Source organism: Nocardioides sp. T2.26MG-1 (genome assembly GCF_950101795.1).
In the GTDB taxonomy this organism is placed as follows: domain Bacteria; phylum Actinomycetota; class Actinomycetes; order Propionibacteriales; family Nocardioidaceae; genus Nocardioides.
In genome coordinates this window covers 16553-34697 of record NZ_CATNLZ010000001.1, presented here as the reverse complement: position 1 = coordinate 34697, position 18145 = coordinate 16553, and the positions used below count along the sequence as shown (strand labels likewise).

Below are 18145 nucleotides of genomic sequence, written 5' to 3'. Positions count from 1 at the left end.
GCGATGAACCGGTCGCCCTCACTCTGCCAGCGCTGCCGCGACACGGATGTCCCCCCATTTGGGGAATTTGGCGCTGATCCCATCGTGGTCGGGCCGTTTCCCTCCGAGTGTGGCGACATGGCGGAACGACCTCATGTGCTGGTGATCGTGCAGAACCTCCCGGTCCCCCTGGACCGCCGCGTCTGGCTGGAGTGCCGCGCCCTGCGAGACGCGGGCTTCGAGGTCAGCGTGATCTGTCCGAAGGGGCCGGGGGACCCGTCGTACGCCGTCATCGACGACATCCACCTCTACAAGTACCGTCCTGCGCCGCAGGCGACGGGCCTGCTCGGCTACGCGGTGGAGTTCGGGTACTCGTGGCTGCGGACCGCGCACCTGAGCCGGCGGGTCTGGCGCCGGGCGCCGTTCCAGGCCCTGCAGGCCTGCAACCCGCCGGACACCTATTGGGCGCTCGCCAAGCTCTGGAAGCGCCGCAACGTGCGCTTCGTGTTCGACCAGCACGACCTCAACCCCGAGCTGTTCCTGTCGCGGTTCGGTGAGCCCCAGGGGTGGGGCGGTCGCGCGCAGCTGGCGGGTCTGCGCTGGCTCGAGCGGCGTACGTACGCGACGTCGGACCACGTGATCTCGACCAACGAGTCCTACCAGCAGATCGCCGTCGAGCGGGGCGGCCTGGCTCCTGAGGACGTGACCGTCGTGCGCAGCGGGCCGGACACGACGGTGATGCGCCCGATCCACCCGCCGGAGGGCTCATCTCGCCACTCGCTCGTGTACCTGGGCATCATGGGTCCCCAAGACGGCGTCGACACGGTGCTCGAGGTGATGGAGGAGCTGGTCCACCGCCGCGGACGCAGCGACGTGGAGGCGACGCTGCTCGGGTTCGGCGACTGCCTGGGGGACCTGCGACTCCAGTCTCGCCGGCTCGGGCTCGACGACTTCGTGACGTTCACCGGCCGGGCCGGGCCGGACATGATCGCCGAGCACCTGAGCGAGGCATCGGTCGGACTGTGCCCCGACCGCAAGACGCCGCTCGCCGACGTGTCGACCATGAACAAGACCATGGAGTACATGGCCTACGCGCTGCCCTCGGTGTGCTTCGACCTGAAGGAGACGCGGGTCTCGGGTGGGGACTCGTGCCTCTACGTCGACTCGGGCGACGTCGTCGCGTTCGCGGATGCGGTCGAGCGACTGCTCGACGATCCCGAGCTGCGATTGGAGATGTCGCGCCGCGCCCGGCGTCGGGTCTCCCTGGCGCTCGATTGGAAGCCCCAGTCCTCGGCGTATGTCTCTGTCTACGACCGGTTGCTGCGCACCGACGTTCAGCGGCTGGTGCCGGCCTCCACCGAGCCGCGGTACGTCGAGCTCGGCGACGAAGGCGAGTTCCGCCGCTTCGTGCTGTCGAAGGGTCCGCAGGCCGCCGACCACGCCGTGTCGGCCTGAGCAGGAGGAGCTGACATGCAGATCTCCGTGATCGGATGCGGCTACCTCGGCGCGGTGCACGCCGCCGGACTCGCCGCGATGGGCCACGACGTCATCGGCGTCGACCAGGACGTCCAGAAGATCGAGCTGCTCGCGCGCAGCATCCCGTCCTTCCACGAGCCGGGGCTCGCCGAGCTGCTCCGCGACGGGGTCCGGGGGAGCCTTCGCTTCACGACCGACATCGCGGCTGTCGCCGACTGCCGAGTGCACTTCGTGTGTGTCGGCACCCCTCAACGCGCGGGTGGCGAGTACGCCGCCGATCTCTCGTTCGTCGACGCGGCGCTCGAGGGCCTCCTGCCGTACCTGCTGCCGGACGCCGTGGTCGTGGGCAAGTCGACGGTCCCGGTCGGCACCGCCGAGCGGTTGGGACGGCGCCTCCACGAGGCGCGCCCGGGCCCGGTGATCGCCTGGAACCCGGAGTTCCTCCGGGAAGGGCATGCGGTCGACGACACGCTGCACCCCGACCGCATCGTGGTCGGCCTCCCCGAGGGTGACCGGGAGGAGGCCGTGGCGTGCCTGCGCGAGGTCTACGCGGCCCCACTCGCCGCCGGCGTACCGTTCCTCGTCACCGACCTCGCCACGGCGGAGCTCGTCAAGGTCGCGGCGAACTCCTTCCTGGCGACGAAGATCTCCTTCATCAACGCGATGGCGGAGCTGTGCGAGGTGACCGGTGCGGACGTGACCCAGCTAGCGGACGCGATCGGGTACGACGCCCGGATCGGTCGCCGCTTCCTCGACGCCGGTCTCGGCTTCGGCGGCGGCTGCCTCCCCAAGGACATCCGTGCGTTCATGGCGCGGGCCGGTGAGCTGGGGATCGACCAGGCGCTGACGTTCCTGCGCGAGGTCGACTCGATCAACAAGCGGCGCCGGGTGCGCATGGTCGACCTCGCACGTGCGGAGTGCGGCGGCTCGGTGGTCGGGCGGCGGATCGCGGTGCTGGGTGCCGCCTTCAAGCCCCACAGCGACGACGTCCGTGACTCACCGGCCCTCAACGTTGCGGCACAGCTGCAGCTGCAGGGCGCCGAGGTGGTCGTGACCGATCCGTGTGCCGTCGACAACGCGCGCGACCGGTGGCCGGACCTGAAGTACGCGCACAGCCCCGAGGAGGCCGTCGCCGACGCGGAGCTCGTGATGGTCCTGACGGAGTGGCCGGAGTACGTCGCGCTCGACCCGGTCGCCATGGGCGACCTGGTACGGCACCGTCGGATCCTCGACGGCCGCAACGCGCTCGACCCCGCCCGGTGGCGCGGAGCCGGCTGGACCTACCGGGCGCTGGGCCGGGCGCGCGCCTGAGCCGGTCGGGGCCTGGTCGTCAGCGCACCACGGCCGGCGACCAGGCCTGCTCGATGAGCAGCCGGGGCCGTGCATCCGACGACGTGTCGAGCTCCCAGACATCGCTGACTCCCGGCTCGTCCTCGCGACCCACGCCGTAGAGCACGGTGTCGCGGTCGAGCCACTCGATCTGGTCGTCGACGTCACGGGTCTCGCCGGACAGCACGGTCCGTCGGCCGTGCGCCAGGTCCAGCACCGCTGGTGTCCACCACGTGCGGCCGTCACGCCGGCTCGCCTGCTTGAACGCGATGCGCGTGCCGTCCGGGGAGAGCGAGGGGCACTCGACGTCGTCGGCGACCGACGTGAGGGTCCGCGCGCGCAGGTCGCCCCGGACCAGGTAGGTCTCACCGCCGGTGCCGACCGTGGCGTAGAAGGTGTTGTCGTCGGGGCCGAACGTGACTCCCCAGACGTTGCGGTCACGGGGCACCACGTGACGCCCCAGGAGCACGAGGTCGAACTTCTCCAGGTCGCCGTGGCTGTCGCCGTCGACGTCGCGGATCTCGGTCGCGGTCGAGAAGCCGACCTGCATGTACGAGTGCCCGCTGACGAACGTGGTCGTCGCCACGAGCGATCCGTCCGGAGACAGCCGGGTGCGACTGGGAATCCCGGGGACCGGCACCTGCTGGAGCTGGTGCCACCGGTCGTCGTACTCGGTCAGCGAGTACTCCGTGACGACACCGCGCTCGGTCCGCAAGCACGACTCGACCTCGGACGTCGCGTACACGCGGTCGCACGAGACCGGTGTGAACGCCCGGGCGCCGCCGGGGTCGACGAGGGAGACCACGGCGACCCGGCCGTAGCGCTCGTCGATCCCGGTGTGCCGGAAGAGGATGCGCGGTTCGCTCATCGCGTCCACGGCGGCGTCGTCGGTGACCGTGGCGACCGTCGGCGGGCGGTCGTGGGTCCGGTGGTAGCGGACCGCCGAGGCGACGGCGTAGGCCGTGACACCACAGAGGACCACGAGAGCGAGCGCCATGAAGGTGGCGACGCGGGCGCGCCGGCTCATGGCGCGGGGGTCGGCTCGCGGTCGAGGCTGCTGGCCGCGGTGAAGGCGATCGGCAGCACGAGCAGCAGGGCGGCTCCGACGGCCACCAGCGCGGCCTGGGGACCGAGGAGGAACCAGAGCACGCCGAACACCGCCGACGAGGCCATCCGGGCGACCGCGACGACGGTCTGCGCCGCGGCGATGCTGCTGGCACGGACGTGGTCGGCGGAGAGCCTGCTGGCCAGTGCGGCGATCACGCCGTCGCTGGCGGCGTAGAACATGCCCAGGAGCAGGAGCGCCAGGGCGGTCGCGAGCGTGACCCACCAGGCGAACGCCGCGGTGAGGTAGGAGCCCAGCAGTGCCACGTGGGCCGCGACAAGCACCTTGCCCTTGCCGACCCGGTCCGCGAGGCGACCGAACGGAACAGCCAGGGACAGGTACGCGAGGTTGGTGCCGACGTAGAGCAGGGGGAACCAGTGCGCGGCGAAGCCCCCACGGTCCAGCAGTGCCAGGTAGATGAAGCCGTCGCCGACGGTCAGCAGGCCGAGCACGCCGGCGAGCGTCAGGAGCTTGACGAGAGCGGGTCGGGCGACCTCTCGCCAGGTCGCCGGCCGGCGCGCGGGCCTGGGTGCGCTCGCGGATCGGTCGGGGACGAGCAGACCGAGCAGCGCGACACCGAGCAGCGCGAAGCCGAGCGAGATCACCATGACGGTCAGGTAGCCGTCGGGGATCCACCATAGGACGGCGAAGGCCATGAGCGGGCCGATGGCGGCGCCGGTGGTGTCCAGGGCGCGGTGGACACCGAAGGCCCGGCCGCGGTCTGCGTCGGCGGAGGCGTCGGCGATCATCGCGTCGCGGGGCGCGGTGCGCAGGCCCTTGCCGACCCGGTCGACCGCGACGACCGTCGCGATCGCGGACAGGCCGGTGCTGAACAGGAGGAAGACGCGCGCCACGGCTGATGTTCCGTAGCCCAGGAGCGCCACCCACTTGGGGTGCCCGCCACGGTCGGCCGCCCAGCCGCCACCGATCCGGACCAGCGCGCTGACCCCGTGGTAGAGCGCGTCGACGAACCCGTAGGAGATGGTGGACAGACCGAGCACCCCGGTCAGGTACAGCGGGAGGATGGCGGCGACAGACTCCGACGAGATGTCGGTGACCATGCTGACGAAACCCAGCGTGACGACGGCCGATGCCACCGGTCGCCGGCGTCCGGGATGGCGTTCCCCGGGGGCGGCCTCGGGACGGTCGCTCAGTGCGATGTACAACGGTGCTCAGCCCTGAGTGGCGTCGAGGACGGCGTAGACCGAGTAGGTGCGCCCCGGACCTCCCCCGACGGTGACGACCACGACGTCGTCGTCGCGGACGAAGGACGCCGACGAGGTGCCACCCACCGCCGGCGCGGCATCCTCGGTGAAGCCGGCCCGGACGAGCCGCTCGCGGTAGAAGCGAAGAACGAGGTCTGGGTGGGGCCCGCGGTCGGCGACGAGCGCGACCTGGACCCGGTCGGGGGAGGGCGCGACGCTGCTGGTCCGCACCGACGAGCGCGGGGCGGGCGGCAGCAGGTCCCGGGGATAGCCGGTGACGAGTCCACCTCGTGCTGACGCGGCTGCCTCGGGCAACGGGCTCCAGTCCGGCCCCGCCGTCGCCGACGACCCGGTCTCGATCCCGGGAAGGCTCGAGGGAGTCGTGCCGGGGATGTCGGGCTGCACCTCGACGCCGCCGGTGGACCCACCGCGGTGGATTCCGGCCTCGCGGCGGAGGGACTGGTGGGGGCTGGTCCCCGGTCGGCTCTCCGAGCTGCTGCCCGCAGAGCCGACCCGGGCGTTCGGGGTAGCGGCCGCTCCCGCGCCATCGGAGGGGGCGCGCGAGTCGGTGCCGAGGCCCAGCCCCAGCACGGTGCCCAGCGCGACGGCGGCCGCGCCGGCGAGGGCCGTCACGGCCCGCACACTGCGAGAACTTGCCATCGGTGCACTCCAGCCCCCGGGGTGACTCCGGGCGGTCCCCCACTGCTCCGAGGGTGCGCGATCGGCTGTGCGGTCCGGTGCTGGTCCCTGGGCAGATACCCAAGATGGGGGATGGGTCCAGCGTTCGGGCGCGCCGCCGGGCCCGGGCGTCCGGTCACGAGGCGCACGGTCACGAGGCGCACGGTCACGAGGCGGGCGGCCGCCAACCCGACCGGTGGGCGAGCCCGACGGCAGCCAGCTGCGAGGAGACCTCGAGCTTCGCCAGGATCGACTTCACCTGCGTCCGGACGGTTGCCTCTGATACGACGCTGGCCGCCGCGATCTCCCGTACCGTCCGACCCAGCATCAGCTGACCGAGGATCGTCTGCTCGCGGCTGGTGAGGTGCGTCAGACGCTCGCCGAGCTGCGCCTCCTCCCGGCGCTCGTGCGAGGCACGGAGCAGCTCCTCGCGCTCGCCGGGGTCCAGCACCGGCTGCCCTTGGTTGAGTCGCCGCACGGTGACCAGGATGTCGTTGAGCGGCCGGCTCTTCGACAGCACCTTGCGCGCCCCACTGCTGAGGCACTCGCCCCACCGGCCACGGTCGGTCGACGCCGTGACCACGACGACATGCGCCCCGGCGTGTGCCATCGGCGCGATCAGGCGTCGCCCGTCCCCGAAGGCGCCGAGGTCCAGGTCGAGGAGGCAGATGCGGGGATGGAGCCGCAACACGGTCGACAGGACGCCCTGCGTGGCCCCGCTGCTCTGCGGGACCGGCGCGCGGCGTACGTCGTAGCCCTCCATCGACAGGGCCAGCTCGAGCGACTCTGCGAAGAGCGCGTGGTCCTCGAGGATGAGGATGCGCGTCCTACTACGTGCCTGTGGATGCGATGGCGCTGTTGAGGTGCCCATCGGATGCCCTCCGAGCCGCTGAGATCCGGATCATGAACGTCGCGCCGCCTGCGGGGGTGTCCGCCAGCCGGAGCTCCCCGTGATGCCGGTTGACGAGTTGGGCGGCGTAGTAGAGACCGATGCCCTGCCCTGGTGACTGAGGTCCGCGGGCGCCCCAGTCGAAGAGCCGTGCGCGGACCTCCGGTGCCACGCCGGCACCGGAGTCGGACACCAGGATCTCGACCGTGGGATCGAGCGGAGAGCCCGCGCGGCGGCACTCCACGCGTACGGTGCTGCCTGGTGCGTGCCGGACCGCGTTCTCCAACAGCACGCTCAGCGCGTCACCGAGGTCGCCCGGCTCCGCCAATGCGACGATTCCGGTCGGGGACCAGGCGACGTCGACGCCGCGCAGCCGTTGGCGCTCGACGAGGGGCTCCAACACGGCGTCCACCGGCACCGGTCGCGGCGGACCCCCGCGGTCCTCCGCGAGCTGCCGGACCAGCCGGGCGCTCTCCGATCGCACCATCGCCTGGAGGACTCGGCGCCGCTGGGGCGGGAGGTGGGGCGCGTCGTGGAGCAGGTCCGCCGCCGAGGCGATCCCCGCCAGTGTGGCGTCGACCTCGTGCATCCGTGCCCGGTCCGCTCGGAAGCTGCCCTCGAGTTCGTGCACCCGGGTGCGGACGTCGACGAGGGCCTGCTCGGTCTCGCTCATGGCCCGCTGGAGCAGCACGCTGCAGCCGCTCCACAGACATGCCGCGCCGACCACCCCGCCGACGATGGTGACGGAGTCGGCGAGCAGGTGTCCGGAGCCGCCCTGGGCGGCCACCTGGCTGACGCCGAGGAGGGCAGCGGTCAGCCCGAGCTGGACTCGGAACCAGCCGGGGAGTGAGGAGAGATGGTAGAGCCGGATCGTCAGCGCGGCGTACGCCAGCGCGAGGGTGGCCGGAGCCAGCCATTCCAGTGTGGGGGGGAGTCTGGGTAGCAGGCCCGTGTCGAGCAGCGTCAGCGCCACCAGCGTCGAGGTGGTCCCGCCGAGCACGCCCAGACCCAGCGGGTGCCCGGCGTACCGGGGTCGTCCGGAGAGGGCCACGAGACCGAGCGCCACGACGATCAGCACGGCCTGGTAGATCGCCGGCCAGCCCTGTGGTGCGCCGCCGCCCGGGCGCTCCAGCGTGATCGAGGCCCCGCCGGCGAGCCCGAGCAGGAGCACGGCCGCGGCGAGCCAGGCGACCACCTCGTTGTCGGTCGTGCGCGCGTCGAAGTAGAGGAGACCCGACGAAGCCAACAGGGCGGCGGAGGTCAGCGCAGTGGCCTGGCTCGCCAGGTCGGCGATCGCGTGCTCGGAATGGTCGATCGTGAGATGGACCAGCTGGAGGGACGCCACCACCGCGATGATCGCGAGGGCGTCGCGCCACCCCCGCCGGTGCGTCCCCCAGGCGGTTCGCGGCCGGTCGGCGGCCCGCAGGGGCGCCTGGCGCCTCCCCTGGAACCGGTCCAGGGGAGGCAGATCACGCAGTCTCACGATGGCCCCCCGACTGATCGTATGTGTCCCCATGCACGGAGTATTCAGGCGGGCTACGGCACCGTCACGACGGAATCCGCATGCTTACCCCAATTTGGGGAGTCGATCGGTTGCCGGAGGCCCCCAAAAGCGGTCGGACCTTCCCCAATAATGGGGCACCTGGGGCCGGTGGGAGGCAGCACGGCGCTGAGCGGAGCACCATGGGGGTGTCCGAGTGTCCCAAGAGCAAGTGAGCGACCGGGGGGTGGGCCCATGGCAGCCGCACCTTCCCTCGGGAGCGGGGTGAGCCGGATCAGCGCATCCACTCCGTTGCGCGTCGCTGTCATGGCGGACCACCTCCTGGTCGCCCAGGCGGTCCGGGCGGCCCTGACCGCCGAGGGCTGGGCGGCAGACAGCCTGGACTGGCGCTCCCACGGCGCGGGGGACCGGATGGTCCGGCAGCTCTCCCGGATGCGTCCCGATGTCGGCCTCGTGGTCCTGGACGCGGTGTTGTCGCCGGTGCTGGCTCAGGTCCAGTGGCTACTCGACCAGCACCCCCTCCGGTGGGTCGCGGTGACGGGGACGGAGCCCGACGCCACCTGGGGCGCGTTGCTCGAGGCGGGCGCGCGGATGGTGCTGCCCGCCGGGGTCGGTCTCGAGGTCATCGGGGACACGCTGGTCAAGGTCGCCCTGGGGCGCGGGTCGATGCCAGCCTCCGATCGCGAACGGGCGCTGAACCGATGGCATCAGGTGAGCCCGCCGCGCCGGGCGCTGCTGGCGCGGATGCGGACGTTGACCCCGCGGGAGCACGCTGTGCTCGAGCTGCTCGTCGCCGGTCGGACGGTGCGCGCGATCGCGGGGGACTCCGCGGTCGCCGAGACGACGGTGCGCAGTCAGATCAAGGCCGTGCTGCGCAAGCTGGAGGTGTCCTCCCAGCTGCGCGCGGTCGCCGCCGTCCAGACCCTGCGCGACGGGGCCGCATAGGCCCGTGCCTGCCGGTCGCCGGCACTCACGGCGCGGCCAGCGGCGAGGCGAACATCTCGCGGTCGTCGATGATGGCGATGCGGGTCTGTGCGTCGAGGGTGGCCGCCGTGCCTCAGCGCGCCCTCGCCGCGCCGGTCATCGGTCACCCGAGATGATGACCGGTCCGGGAGGTCCGAGCACGACGTGTTCGAGTCGCTTCGGACCAAGAGGTGACGCTGCTCACACGGCTACCCCAAATTCGGGGGCGCTCTACCGCATTCCCTGCCAAGAGGGCCACGATCTTCAGGTGCGCAGCACCCATCAATCCCTGACATCCCCCATAGGTGGTGCTGGGATCCCCCCAGCGGCTGCCGCAGCATCCGGCGCGGGTTCCGGCATGCGCGTCCCACTTGAGGACGAGAGCACCCGGCCGGTGCGGGCGCAGTGCGACGGTGGCACTCGCGGCGAGGTCGACGTGACCGCGACGCGCGGGCCACGGCGGCCGCTGCGCATCGCCGTCGGATCCGACGAGCTGCTTCTCAGCCAGGCTGTCCGTGCGGCGCTGGCGGCTCGGGGGTTCGTGACCCACACCGTCCAGTGGCGCTCGGCGGTCCCCGACGACCGCCCGGCGCTCCAGCTGTCGCGGCTGCGTCCGGACGCCGGCCTCATGCTGTGCCGAGACGACCTGTCGCCGACGCTGGCCCAGGTCCTGTGGCTCTTCGTCCAGCACCCGGTCCGCTGGGTGGTCGTGACCAGCGACGGACCGGGGCCCGCGTGGGGTGCCCTCCTCGAGGCTGGGGCGGGAGCGGTCATGTCCTCGGAGAGGACCTTGGACGAGGTCGTCGAGGCGATCATCGTGGTCGCCCACGGCGACCGCCTCGTCGACAGCACGACCGAGGCCGGGGTCATCGCGCTCTGGCACGCCGTGGCTCGCGAGCGGCGCGAGGCGCTCGCCCGGCTGCGCACGCTCACGCCGCGCGAGCACGCGGTCCTCGAACTGCTGGTCGACGGCCAGTCCATCCGTGCTATCGCCGCGTCGTCGGATCTCGCCGAGGCAACTGTCCGCAGCCAGGTCAGGTCGGTGCTGCACAAGCTGGGCGTCGGCTCGCAGCTGCGAGCCGCGGCAGCCGTCCGCACGCTGTGCGGTCGCCTCCCCTAGCCTCGGGATCTTACGTGGCCGGCTCATCGACACCGGCTGGACCGCCGCCTGACGACACCACCCCGAGTCCGACGACGAGGCGGGAGAACCGGCGGCACAGCGCCGCGGACCAGGCGCGCCCGACCCGGCCGCCGGCCGGCATCCCCGGGCTCACGAACGAGCGAGGCGAGGAGGCTAGGGCTCGTCATGGGGTGCGCGCCACCCCACCTCGTGGGCCAGGCCCACGGCGGCGATCTGCGAGGACACGTCGAGCTTGGCCAGGATCGACTTCACCTGCGTCCGGACGGTCGCCTCCGAGACCACCCCGAGGCGAGCGATGTCCCTCACCGTCCGGCCTCGCACCAGGTGTCCCAACACCTGGCGTTCGCGCTCCGTCAGACGGTCGAATCGCTGGTGGTGCGCCCGCCCTGCCGCCCGGTGCCTGTTCCAGCGGCCGATCAGCTGTTCCCGCTCGCGCCAGTCGATCAGGGGTTGCCGTGCCGACGCCCGCTGGACGGCGGCCCGGATGTCCGCCAAGGAGCTCGACTTCGGGAGCACTGCGGCGGCTCCGGCGGCGATGCACCCGCCATGCCGGACGGGGTCCTCAGCGGCCGTGATCACGATGACCACGGCGTCGCCCTGGCTGAGAGGGCCGATCAGCTGGCCGGCATCGCCAGCGGCACCAAGGTCGAGGTCGAGCAGGACGATGCTCGGGTTCCAGCGTTTGGTGGCCGCGATCACCTGGGTAGGCGAGGGGTGGGCACCGAGGGGCAGCCGCTCGGCGTCGTACCCGTCGAGGGTCAGCGCGACAGCCAGGGACTGCGCGAACAGCTCGTGGTCGTCGATGATCGCGATGCGCGTCCTTCCGTGCGCCATCCTCAGGTCTCCCCCGACTCGGGTTGCACGCTGGGGAGACCGACGACGAACACCGCGCCCACCTCGCCCCGAGCGAGCCGCAGATAGCCGTTCGACGACTCTGCCAGACGTCGCGCCAGGTTGAGGCCGATGCCTGACCCCGGCGAGTGTTCGCCGCGGGTCCCCCAGTCGAAGATCTGCTCGCCCAGGTCGGTCGGCGGTCCGGGGCCGTCGTCGGCGACCGTGAGCTCCACCCAGCCGTCCCGCTCTGTCCCGCCGACCGACACCGTTGCTCCGGGCGCGTGCATGGCCGCGTTGTCGAGGAGGATCCGGACCAACTGGGTCACGTCGTCGCGCCGGGCGACGACCCACCGATCACCGCGCTCCCAGTCGATGATCTGACCGGCTGCCCGATGGGTCAGGATCACCGGCTCGATCGCCTCGTCCAGATCGAAGGGCTGGCGGGCGGCGACGCCTTCCGCCAGGAGGCGCTGCAGGCGGACGGTCTCCGGGTGGAGCATGTCGGCCAACCGTCGCCGCATCGCGTCGTCGAGCGCGCCGTCCTGGCCGAGCAGGACCGACGCCGAGAGGATGCCTGCGACGGTGGCCCGAGCCTCGTGCAGTTGCTCGCGGTGGATCCGGACCTGGGACCGCAGGGCCGTGAGCTCCTCGTCCACCCGGACAGCACGCTGTTGTGCGCGGACGACGTCCTCACGCAGCAGTTCCGCGAAGACCCCGCACGCCAACGCGGCCCCGAAGACCTCCGCCGACACCACGAAGAGGCTGACCGCGGGATTCTCTGCCGGGAGCGCGTCGGTGGCCAGACGCCCTGCGAGCAGGGCCACGACGCCTGCGGCGAGCGAGCCCGCGGCCTGGAGTGGCAGATCGGTCACGGTCACCAGCCGCACGGCCAAGACAATGCCCGCGACGGCAAGCAGGCAGAGCATGGTCCATCGCAGGGGGATCGAGAGGTCGGGTCCGGGTGTGCGGACGACGAGGTGAGCCGACGCCAGCGCGAAGCCGCCGGCCAGGCTGGCCATGCCGGGGTCGACCCGGAGCGGCACGGCCACCAGCCCGGCCAGGATCAGCAGCAGCACCGCCAGCAGCGCGTCGGCGAGCAACGGCCAGCCGGGGGGGCAGCAGGACGGTGCGTCCCAGGATTCGAGGGTCAGCAGGAGGCCCTGGGTGGCGATCAAGGCGACTCCGACCGCAAGCCACGGAGACACGCCGGTCCCGGACACACGTCCGTGGAGCTCGAGCATCAGGAAGGCTGCGAGGAGCGCGGGGTAGGCGATCAGGCCGGCCGACCGGGCCATCCCGACCGGGCTGAAGTCCGGGTCGGTGATCCCCGTGGTGACCAACCAGCAGCACACCAGCACCACAGCGACAAGCGCCGTGCTGCGCCATCGCCAGACAACGGCCATCTCGTTTTCGGACAAGCTGGATCCCCGAACTCCGAGCATCCCCGAGATGGATGCGCCCCGTGTGCACCGTCCGCCCCCTGCGGATCCAGTAGGAGAGTGAGGTCTCCTCGTGCGGCGTCGGTGCCCCGAGGGAATCTTCTGGCCGCACACTTCTCTTCGAACTAAACGTACGCCCGAGGTCCGGATATCGCAGCAGTTCGTCCACAACCGGGGCTCGCCAACCGCCGGCGCGGGCCACCCGGACACTCCTGGGGGATCCTGGGAGTGGGGACTGGGGCCGGTTCGGGGGTTCCGATCCCACCGGTCGGGTAGACCCTCGTTGCCGGACGGTTGACGAGCGTCCAGGTCCCCGAAGGGCTCCTTCCATCCTGGCCCGGATCCGGCTACCGGGCATCCCCAAAATCGGGGCGCCCGTCACGCCGTGCGGGTGCCACCGGCGTTGGTCCCAGACCCGCCGCACCGGCTCCTATCGTGAAGTGGCCCGGGTGCGTGGTGATGCGTCGCAGTCTGTGGTTCCTCGTGTTGTCGCCGTCGGAAGCCCCGACTCGACCATCAGAAGTCCCGACTCGACCGTCGGAAGTCCCGACTCGACGTGACCGTAGACTGGGCGGACCACCCCCTGTCCTGTGTTGACCGGGGGCTCTCGTGCTGTCCGCCCCTCTTCCTGGAGCCACCTGTGCACCTCTCCGGCTTGGCCGAAGCAGTCCTCGCCGACCCCACGCTCGCCGAGGCGATGGCCGACGCGCGCGGGGGCGCCGTGCGCGCCCTCGACCTGACCGGACCGGGGGCGCTGCGGCCGTTCGTGGTCGCGGGCCTGGTCCGCGAGGGACGCTCGGTGCTGGCGGTGACCGCGACCTCCCGCGAGGCGGAGGACCTGGTCGAGTCGCTCGGCGACCTCATCGACCCGGCGCTGGTGGCCTACTACCCGAGCTGGGAGACGCTGCCGCACGAGCGGCTCAGCCCGCGCAGCGACACCGTCGGGCGCCGGCTGGCGGTGCTGCGCCGGCTGAGCCACCCCGGCCACGACGCCAGCAACGGGCCGTTGAAGGTCGTGGTGGCACCGGTGCGCTCCGTGCTGCAGCCCCAGGTCAAGGGGCTCGGCGACCTGGAGCCGGTCGAGCTCGAGCCGGGGGACACCGCACCGCTCGACGACGTCGTACGCCGGCTCGCCGGGGCGGCGTACTCCCGCGTCGACCTGGTGGAGAAGCGCGGGGAGTTCGCGGTGCGCGGCGGCATCGTCGACGTGTTCCCGCCGACGGAGGAGCACCCGCTGCGCGTGGAGTTCTGGGGTGACGACGTCGAGGAGATCCGCTCGTTCTCCGTCGCCGACCAGCGCACGCTCGAGAAGGTCGAGCGCCTGTGGGCCCCGCCGTGCCGGGAGCTGCTGCTCACCGACGAGGTGCGGACCCGCGCCGCGGAGCTCGGCCGGCAGCACCCGCAGCTGCTCGAGCTGACCGACAAGATCGCCGCCGGCATCGCCGTCGAGGGGATGGAGTCGCTGGCGCCGGTGCTCGTCGACGAGATGGAGCTGCTCGTCGACCTGATGCCCGCGGACACCCACGTGGTCGTGCTCGACCCCGAGCGCGCCCGCAGCCGGGCCCACGACCTGGTGGCGACCAGCGAGGAGTTCCTGGGCGCCAGCTGGGCCGCGGCCGCCGGTGGCGGCACCGCGCCGATCGACCTGCTCATGACCGGCATGGGGGCGGCGTCGTTCCGCACGATCGCCGACGTGCGCGAGCACTGCCTGGACCGGCACCAGCCCTGGTGGACGGTCAGCCCCTTCGGCATCGACACCCCGGTGGTCGAGTCTGTCGAGACCACGGTCGACATCGACGTGGATGCCGTACCGAGCCGGACGATCCCGGCGACCGCGGTGGACGCCTACCGCGGCGAGATGGAGCGGGCCGTCGCCGACATCGAGGCGTGGCGCCGCGCGGGGCACCGTGTCGTCGTCCTGCACACCGGCCACGGCCCCGCGCAGCGCATGGTGGAGGTGCTCGGCGAGCACGACGTGCCCGCCCGGGTCGTCGACGACATCGACCGAGCCGCCGACCTGACCGACGGCGTCGTCACGGTCACCTGCGGCGCGATCGACCACGGCCTCGTCGACGAGGCCAACCGGCTGGTGATCCTCACCGGCGAGGACCTGTCCGGCCAGAAGGCGTCCACCCGCGACATGCGGAAGATGCCGGCCCGGCGCAAGCGCCAGATCGACCCGCTCGAGCTCGGCGCCGGCGACTACGTCGTGCACGAGCAGCACGGCGTCGGCCGCTTCGTGGAGATGAAGCAGCGCGAGGTCGGCGGGGCGGTGCGCGAGTACCTCGTGCTCGAGTACGGCGCGAGCAAGCGGGGCGGCCCACCCGACCGGCTGTACGTCCCGGCGGACGCCCTCGACCAGGTGACCCGCTACGTCGGCGGCGAGCAGCCCTCGCTCGACCGGCTCGGTGGCGGGGACTGGACCAAGCGCAAGAACCGCGCCCGCAAGGCGGTCCGCGAGATCGCGGCCGAGCTGATCAAGCTCTACGCCGCGCGCCAGGCCACCCAGGGCTACGCGTTCGGTCCCGACACGCCGTGGCAGCGCGAGCTCGAGGACGCGTTCCCGTTCCAGGAGACCCCCGACCAGCTGAGCACGGTCGACGAGGTCAAGGGCGACATGATGCGCACCGTCCCGATGGACCGGCTGGTCTGCGGCGACGTCGGCTACGGCAAGACCGAGATCGCGGTGCGGGCGGCGTTCAAGGCGGTCCAGGACGGCAAGCAGGTGGCAGTGCTGGTGCCGACCACGCTGCTGGTCACCCAGCACCTCAGCACGTTCACCGAGCGGATGAGCGGCTTCCCCGTGATCCTCAAGGCGCTCTCGCGGTTCCAGACCGACGCGGAGGCACGCGAGGTGATCGCGGCGATGGCCGACGGCTCGGTCGACATCGTGGTCGGCACCCACCGTCTGCTCAACCCCGACATCCGGTTCAAGGACCTGGGCCTGATCATCGTCGACGAGGAGCAGCGCTTCGGGGTCGAGCACAAGGAGCAGATGAAGCGGCTGCGCACCTCGGTCGACGTGCTCTCGATGTCGGCGACGCCGATCCCGCGCACGCTCGAGATGGCGATCACCGGCATCCGTGAGATGTCCACGATCACGACACCGCCGGAGGAGCGTCACCCGGTGCTCACCTACGTCGGCGCCTACGAGGACCGGCAGATCGTGGCCGCCGTACGCCGCGAGCTGCTCCGCGAGGGCCAGGTGTTCTACATCCACAACCGGGTCAGCTCGATCGAGAAGGCCGCGGCCCGGATCCGCGAGCTGGTGCCCGAGGCCCGGGTCGCGGTCGCGCACGGCCAGATGGGGGAGCACCAGCTCGAGCAGGTGATGCTGGAGTTCTGGGAGAAGCAGTTCGACGTGCTCGTCTGCACGACGATCGTCGAGTCCGGGCTCGACGTGTCCAACGCCAACACCATGGTGATCGAGCGCGCCGACACCCTCGGCCTCTCCCAGCTCCACCAGCTGCGGGGCCGGGTCGGCCGGTCGCGGGAGCGGGCCTACGCCTACTTCCTCTACCCGCCGGAGAAGCCGCTCACCGAGACCGCCCACGAGCGGCTCGCGACCCTCGCCCAGCACTCCGACCTCGGCGGCGGCATGGCGATCGCGATGAAGGACCTGGAGATCCGCGGCGCCGGCAACCTGCTGGGCGGTGAGCAGTCCGGCCACATCGCCGACGTCGGCTTCGACCTCTACGTCCGGCTGGTCGGCGAGGCCGTCCAGGAGTTCCGCGGCGACGCTGAACCCGAGCTCAACGAGGTGCGCATCGAGCTGCCCGTCGACGCCCACCTGCCGCACGACTACATCCCCAGCGAGCGGCTGCGCCTGGAGATGTACAAGCGGCTGGCCGAGGTCCGCTCCGACGAGGATGTGGACCAGATCAACGAGGAGCTCCTCGACCGGTACGGCGAGCCGCCGCAGGAGGTCGCCTCGCTGCTGATCGTCGCCCGCTTCCGGGCCCGGGCCCGCCGCGCGGGCGTCGGCGAGGTCACGATCGCGGGCCGGAACGTGCGGTTCGCGCCCGTCGACCTGCCCGAGTCGCGCGTCGTCCGGCTCAACCGGCTGTACCCCAAGTCGATCGTCAAGGCGCCCGTCAGCACGATCCTCGTCCCGCGCCCGCAGACCGCCGTGGTCGGGGGGCATCCGATCACCGGGATCGCCCTGCTTGAATGGGCTCGGCAAGTGATCGACGCTGTCATCGACCCCCAGGAGAGCACGTGACCCGCATCCGCCTGATCGGCCTGGCCTCGGCCTCGATCCTCCTGCTCACCGGCTGTGGCTCCGTCCCCGCGTTCAACCCCGGCGTCGCCGCGCGGGTCGGGGACGAGACGATCTCCGTCAACGAGGTCGACGACGTGTCGACGTCGTTCTGCACCTACGTCGAGGGGCAGCTCCAGCAGGGCCAGGTCCTCGCCGGGCACTACCTGCGGGGTCAGGTCGCCGGCGCGCTGGCGCTGCGCGCGGCGGTCGACCAGTTCGCCGACGAGCAGGGCGTGTCCGCGGCGGACGACTACGCCCAGGCCGTGGACCAGGCGAAGGGGCAGCTCGGGTCGCTGCCCGACGACCAGGTCCAGGCCGTGATCGACGTGCAGGGCGTGACGCTCTACCTCCAGGCCGTCGAGAGGTCGGTCGGCGAGGAGCAGGGCGCCAGCGGCGACGCCGCGACCAAGGCGGGCGAGCAGGAGTTCCTCGCCTGGCTCGCCGACCAGGATGTCGACATCGACCCGCGCTTCGGGGTGTCGATCGACAAGGGCGTCACCACGCCCGTCGACACCAGCCTCTCCTACGGCCTCGGGGATACGACGAAGAAGGCCGACGCCGACCAGCCGGACACGGCGTACGCCGCCCTGCTGCCCGAGACCCAGCGCTGCGGCTGAGAGGCCCGGTGGTTGAGGTGCGAGCGAAGCGAGCCTCGAAACCACCCGAGGGCACCGAGCCGCTCCTCGAGTTCCTCGAGGTGATGCGCCGGCTGCGCGCCGAGTGCGCATGGAAGCGCGGCCAGACCCACCGCTCGCTGTCGCGGTACCTGCTCGAGGAGACCTACGAGACCCTCGAGGCCATCGACACGGGCGACGCCACCGGCGACTGGGCGCACCTGCGCGAGGAGCTCGGCGACCTGCTGCTGCAGGTGTACTTCCACGCGGTGATCGCCGAGGAGTCCGGCGAGTTCACCCTCGACGACGTCGCCGCGGACATCGTCGCGAAGATGCGTCGCCGCAACCCGCACGTGTTCGCCCCCGACGCGGACTCCCCGGTCGAGCCTGCCGACATCAACGAGGTCTGGGAGTCGATCAAGGCGACCGAGAAGCAGCGCACCTCGGTCTCCGACGGCCTCCCGCCCGCCCTGCCCGCACTGCTGTACGCCGACAAGGTCCTCGACCGCCTCGCCCGGGCCGGGTCGTCGCCGGTGGTCGGGCCTGTCGGGGCCACACCCGTCCACGACCCCGCCAACGACCTCGGCGAACGCCTGCTCGCCCTGGTCGCCGAGGCGCGGGAGACCGGTGTCGACCCCGAGCAGGCGCTCCGCGACGCGGTGCGCCGGCGGCTCTGACCGCCCCCGTGGGGCGCACGGGGGACACACGACCCCAGTTGCCAGGGCCCTTCG

At 71.9% G+C, this 18145-nt stretch carries 14 protein-coding genes; 7 read left to right on the top strand and 7 right to left on the bottom strand.

Annotated elements, in window-relative coordinates; translation table 11 throughout:
* Positions 1–117 precede the first annotated feature (117 nt).
* Both QQZ14_RS00160 and QQZ14_RS00155 read left to right on the top strand, forming a co-directional pair.
* A complete protein-coding gene (locus tag QQZ14_RS00160) occupies positions 118–1434 on the top strand; it encodes a glycosyltransferase family 4 protein (protein WP_284532123.1) in 1317 nt (438 codons plus the stop codon).
* Between the two features lie 15 nt (positions 1435–1449).
* Positions 1450–2766 carry a UDP-glucose dehydrogenase family protein gene (locus QQZ14_RS00155; protein WP_284532122.1) on the top strand — a complete coding sequence of 439 codons (1317 nt, stop codon included), beginning with the start codon at positions 1450–1452 and terminating at the stop codon, positions 2764–2766.
* A gap of 19 nt (positions 2767–2785) precedes the next feature.
* Here the strand turns inward: QQZ14_RS00155 and QQZ14_RS00150 are convergent, their stop codons facing one another.
* From QQZ14_RS00150 to QQZ14_RS00130, 5 genes are all read right to left on the bottom strand, one after another.
* Positions 2786–3811 carry a hypothetical protein gene (locus tag QQZ14_RS00150; RefSeq protein WP_284532121.1) on the bottom strand — a complete coding sequence of 342 codons (1026 nt, stop codon included), beginning with the start codon at positions 3809–3811 and terminating at the stop codon, positions 2786–2788.
* Positions 3808–4950, bottom strand: a complete 1143-nt coding sequence (locus QQZ14_RS00145) for an MFS transporter (protein WP_284532119.1) — start codon at positions 4948–4950, stop codon at positions 3808–3810. Before QQZ14_RS00145 ends, QQZ14_RS00150 begins: the two co-directional genes overlap by 4 nt.
* Before the next feature lie 111 nt (positions 4951–5061).
* Positions 5062–5727 carry a hypothetical protein gene (locus QQZ14_RS00140; RefSeq protein WP_284532117.1) on the bottom strand — a complete coding sequence of 222 codons (666 nt, stop codon included), beginning with the start codon at positions 5725–5727 and terminating at the stop codon, positions 5062–5064.
* Positions 5728–5938: 211 nt separating this feature from the next.
* A complete protein-coding gene (locus QQZ14_RS00135; RefSeq protein ID WP_284532116.1) occupies positions 5939–6643 on the bottom strand; it encodes a response regulator transcription factor in 705 nt (234 codons plus the stop codon).
* Positions 6603–8006: a sensor histidine kinase gene (locus QQZ14_RS00130; RefSeq protein WP_284532115.1), complete on the bottom strand. Its 1404-nt coding sequence runs from the start codon at positions 8004–8006 to the stop codon at positions 6603–6605. The genes QQZ14_RS00135 and QQZ14_RS00130 overlap by 41 nt, the downstream gene beginning before the upstream one ends.
* A 462-nt stretch (positions 8007–8468) precedes the next feature.
* Between QQZ14_RS00130 and QQZ14_RS00125 the strand changes: the two genes are divergently transcribed.
* Positions 8469–9107 (top strand): helix-turn-helix transcriptional regulator, encoded by a 639-nt coding sequence (locus tag QQZ14_RS00125; RefSeq protein WP_284532114.1) that lies wholly within the window; start codon positions 8469–8471, stop codon positions 9105–9107.
* Positions 9108–9483: 376 nt separating this feature from the next.
* Positions 9484–10245, top strand: coding sequence for a helix-turn-helix transcriptional regulator (locus tag QQZ14_RS00120; RefSeq protein WP_284532113.1), 762 nt, complete (start codon positions 9484–9486; stop codon positions 10243–10245).
* A gap of 174 nt (positions 10246–10419) precedes the next feature.
* Here QQZ14_RS00120 and QQZ14_RS00115 read toward each other — a convergent pair whose 3' ends face one another.
* Both QQZ14_RS00115 and QQZ14_RS00110 read right to left on the bottom strand, forming a co-directional pair.
* Entirely contained in the window at positions 10420–11100 is a 681-nt protein-coding gene (locus QQZ14_RS00115) for a response regulator transcription factor (protein ID WP_284532112.1), read from the bottom strand.
* A gap of 2 nt (positions 11101–11102) precedes the next feature.
* Positions 11103–12503 carry a sensor histidine kinase gene (locus QQZ14_RS00110; protein WP_284532111.1) on the bottom strand — a complete coding sequence of 467 codons (1401 nt, stop codon included), beginning with the start codon at positions 12501–12503 and terminating at the stop codon, positions 11103–11105.
* Positions 12504–13236: 733 nt separating this feature from the next.
* Between QQZ14_RS00110 and mfd the strand changes: the two genes are divergently transcribed.
* Genes mfd through QQZ14_RS00095 form a run of 3 tightly spaced genes read left to right on the top strand, consistent with a single transcriptional unit; the run spans position 13237 to position 18091 of the window.
* Positions 13237–16761 carry a transcription-repair coupling factor gene (mfd, locus tag QQZ14_RS00105; protein WP_446740470.1) on the top strand — a complete coding sequence of 1175 codons (3525 nt, stop codon included), beginning with the start codon at positions 13237–13239 and terminating at the stop codon, positions 16759–16761.
* Positions 16758–17417: a SurA N-terminal domain-containing protein gene (locus QQZ14_RS00100; protein ID WP_284532109.1), complete on the top strand. Its 660-nt coding sequence runs from the start codon at positions 16758–16760 to the stop codon at positions 17415–17417. The genes mfd and QQZ14_RS00100 overlap by 4 nt, the downstream gene beginning before the upstream one ends.
* Before the next feature lie 17 nt (positions 17418–17434).
* The gene (locus QQZ14_RS00095) at positions 17435–18091 is read left to right on the top strand and encodes a MazG family protein (protein ID WP_284532108.1); all 657 of its coding nucleotides are present in this window, start codon (positions 17435–17437) and stop codon (positions 18089–18091) included.
* Positions 18092–18145: the final 54 nt, after the last annotated feature.

Coding starts and splice junctions, on each gene's coding strand:
- QQZ14_RS00155 (WP_284532122.1), top strand. CDS start 1,450: ATGCAGATCTCCGTGATCGGATGCGGCTACCTCGGCGCGGTGCACGCC.
- QQZ14_RS00110 (WP_284532111.1), bottom strand. CDS start 12,503: ATGGCCGTTGTCTGGCGATGGCGCAGCACGGCGCTTGTCGCTGTGGTG.
- QQZ14_RS00125 (WP_284532114.1), top strand. CDS start 8,469: ATGGCGGACCACCTCCTGGTCGCCCAGGCGGTCCGGGCGGCCCTGACC.
- QQZ14_RS00115 (WP_284532112.1), bottom strand. CDS start 11,100: ATGGCGCACGGAAGGACGCGCATCGCGATCATCGACGACCACGAGCTG.
- mfd (WP_446740470.1), top strand. CDS start 13,237: ATGGCCGACGCGCGCGGGGGCGCCGTGCGCGCCCTCGACCTGACCGGA.
- QQZ14_RS00160 (WP_284532123.1), top strand. CDS start 118: ATGGCGGAACGACCTCATGTGCTGGTGATCGTGCAGAACCTCCCGGTC.
- QQZ14_RS00135 (WP_284532116.1), bottom strand. CDS start 6,643: ATGGGCACCTCAACAGCGCCATCGCATCCACAGGCACGTAGTAGGACG.
- QQZ14_RS00150 (WP_284532121.1), bottom strand. CDS start 3,811: ATGAGCCGGCGCGCCCGCGTCGCCACCTTCATGGCGCTCGCTCTCGTG.
- QQZ14_RS00120 (WP_284532113.1), top strand. CDS start 9,484: ATGCGCGTCCCACTTGAGGACGAGAGCACCCGGCCGGTGCGGGCGCAG.
- QQZ14_RS00145 (WP_284532119.1), bottom strand. CDS start 4,950: ATGGTCACCGACATCTCGTCGGAGTCTGTCGCCGCCATCCTCCCGCTG.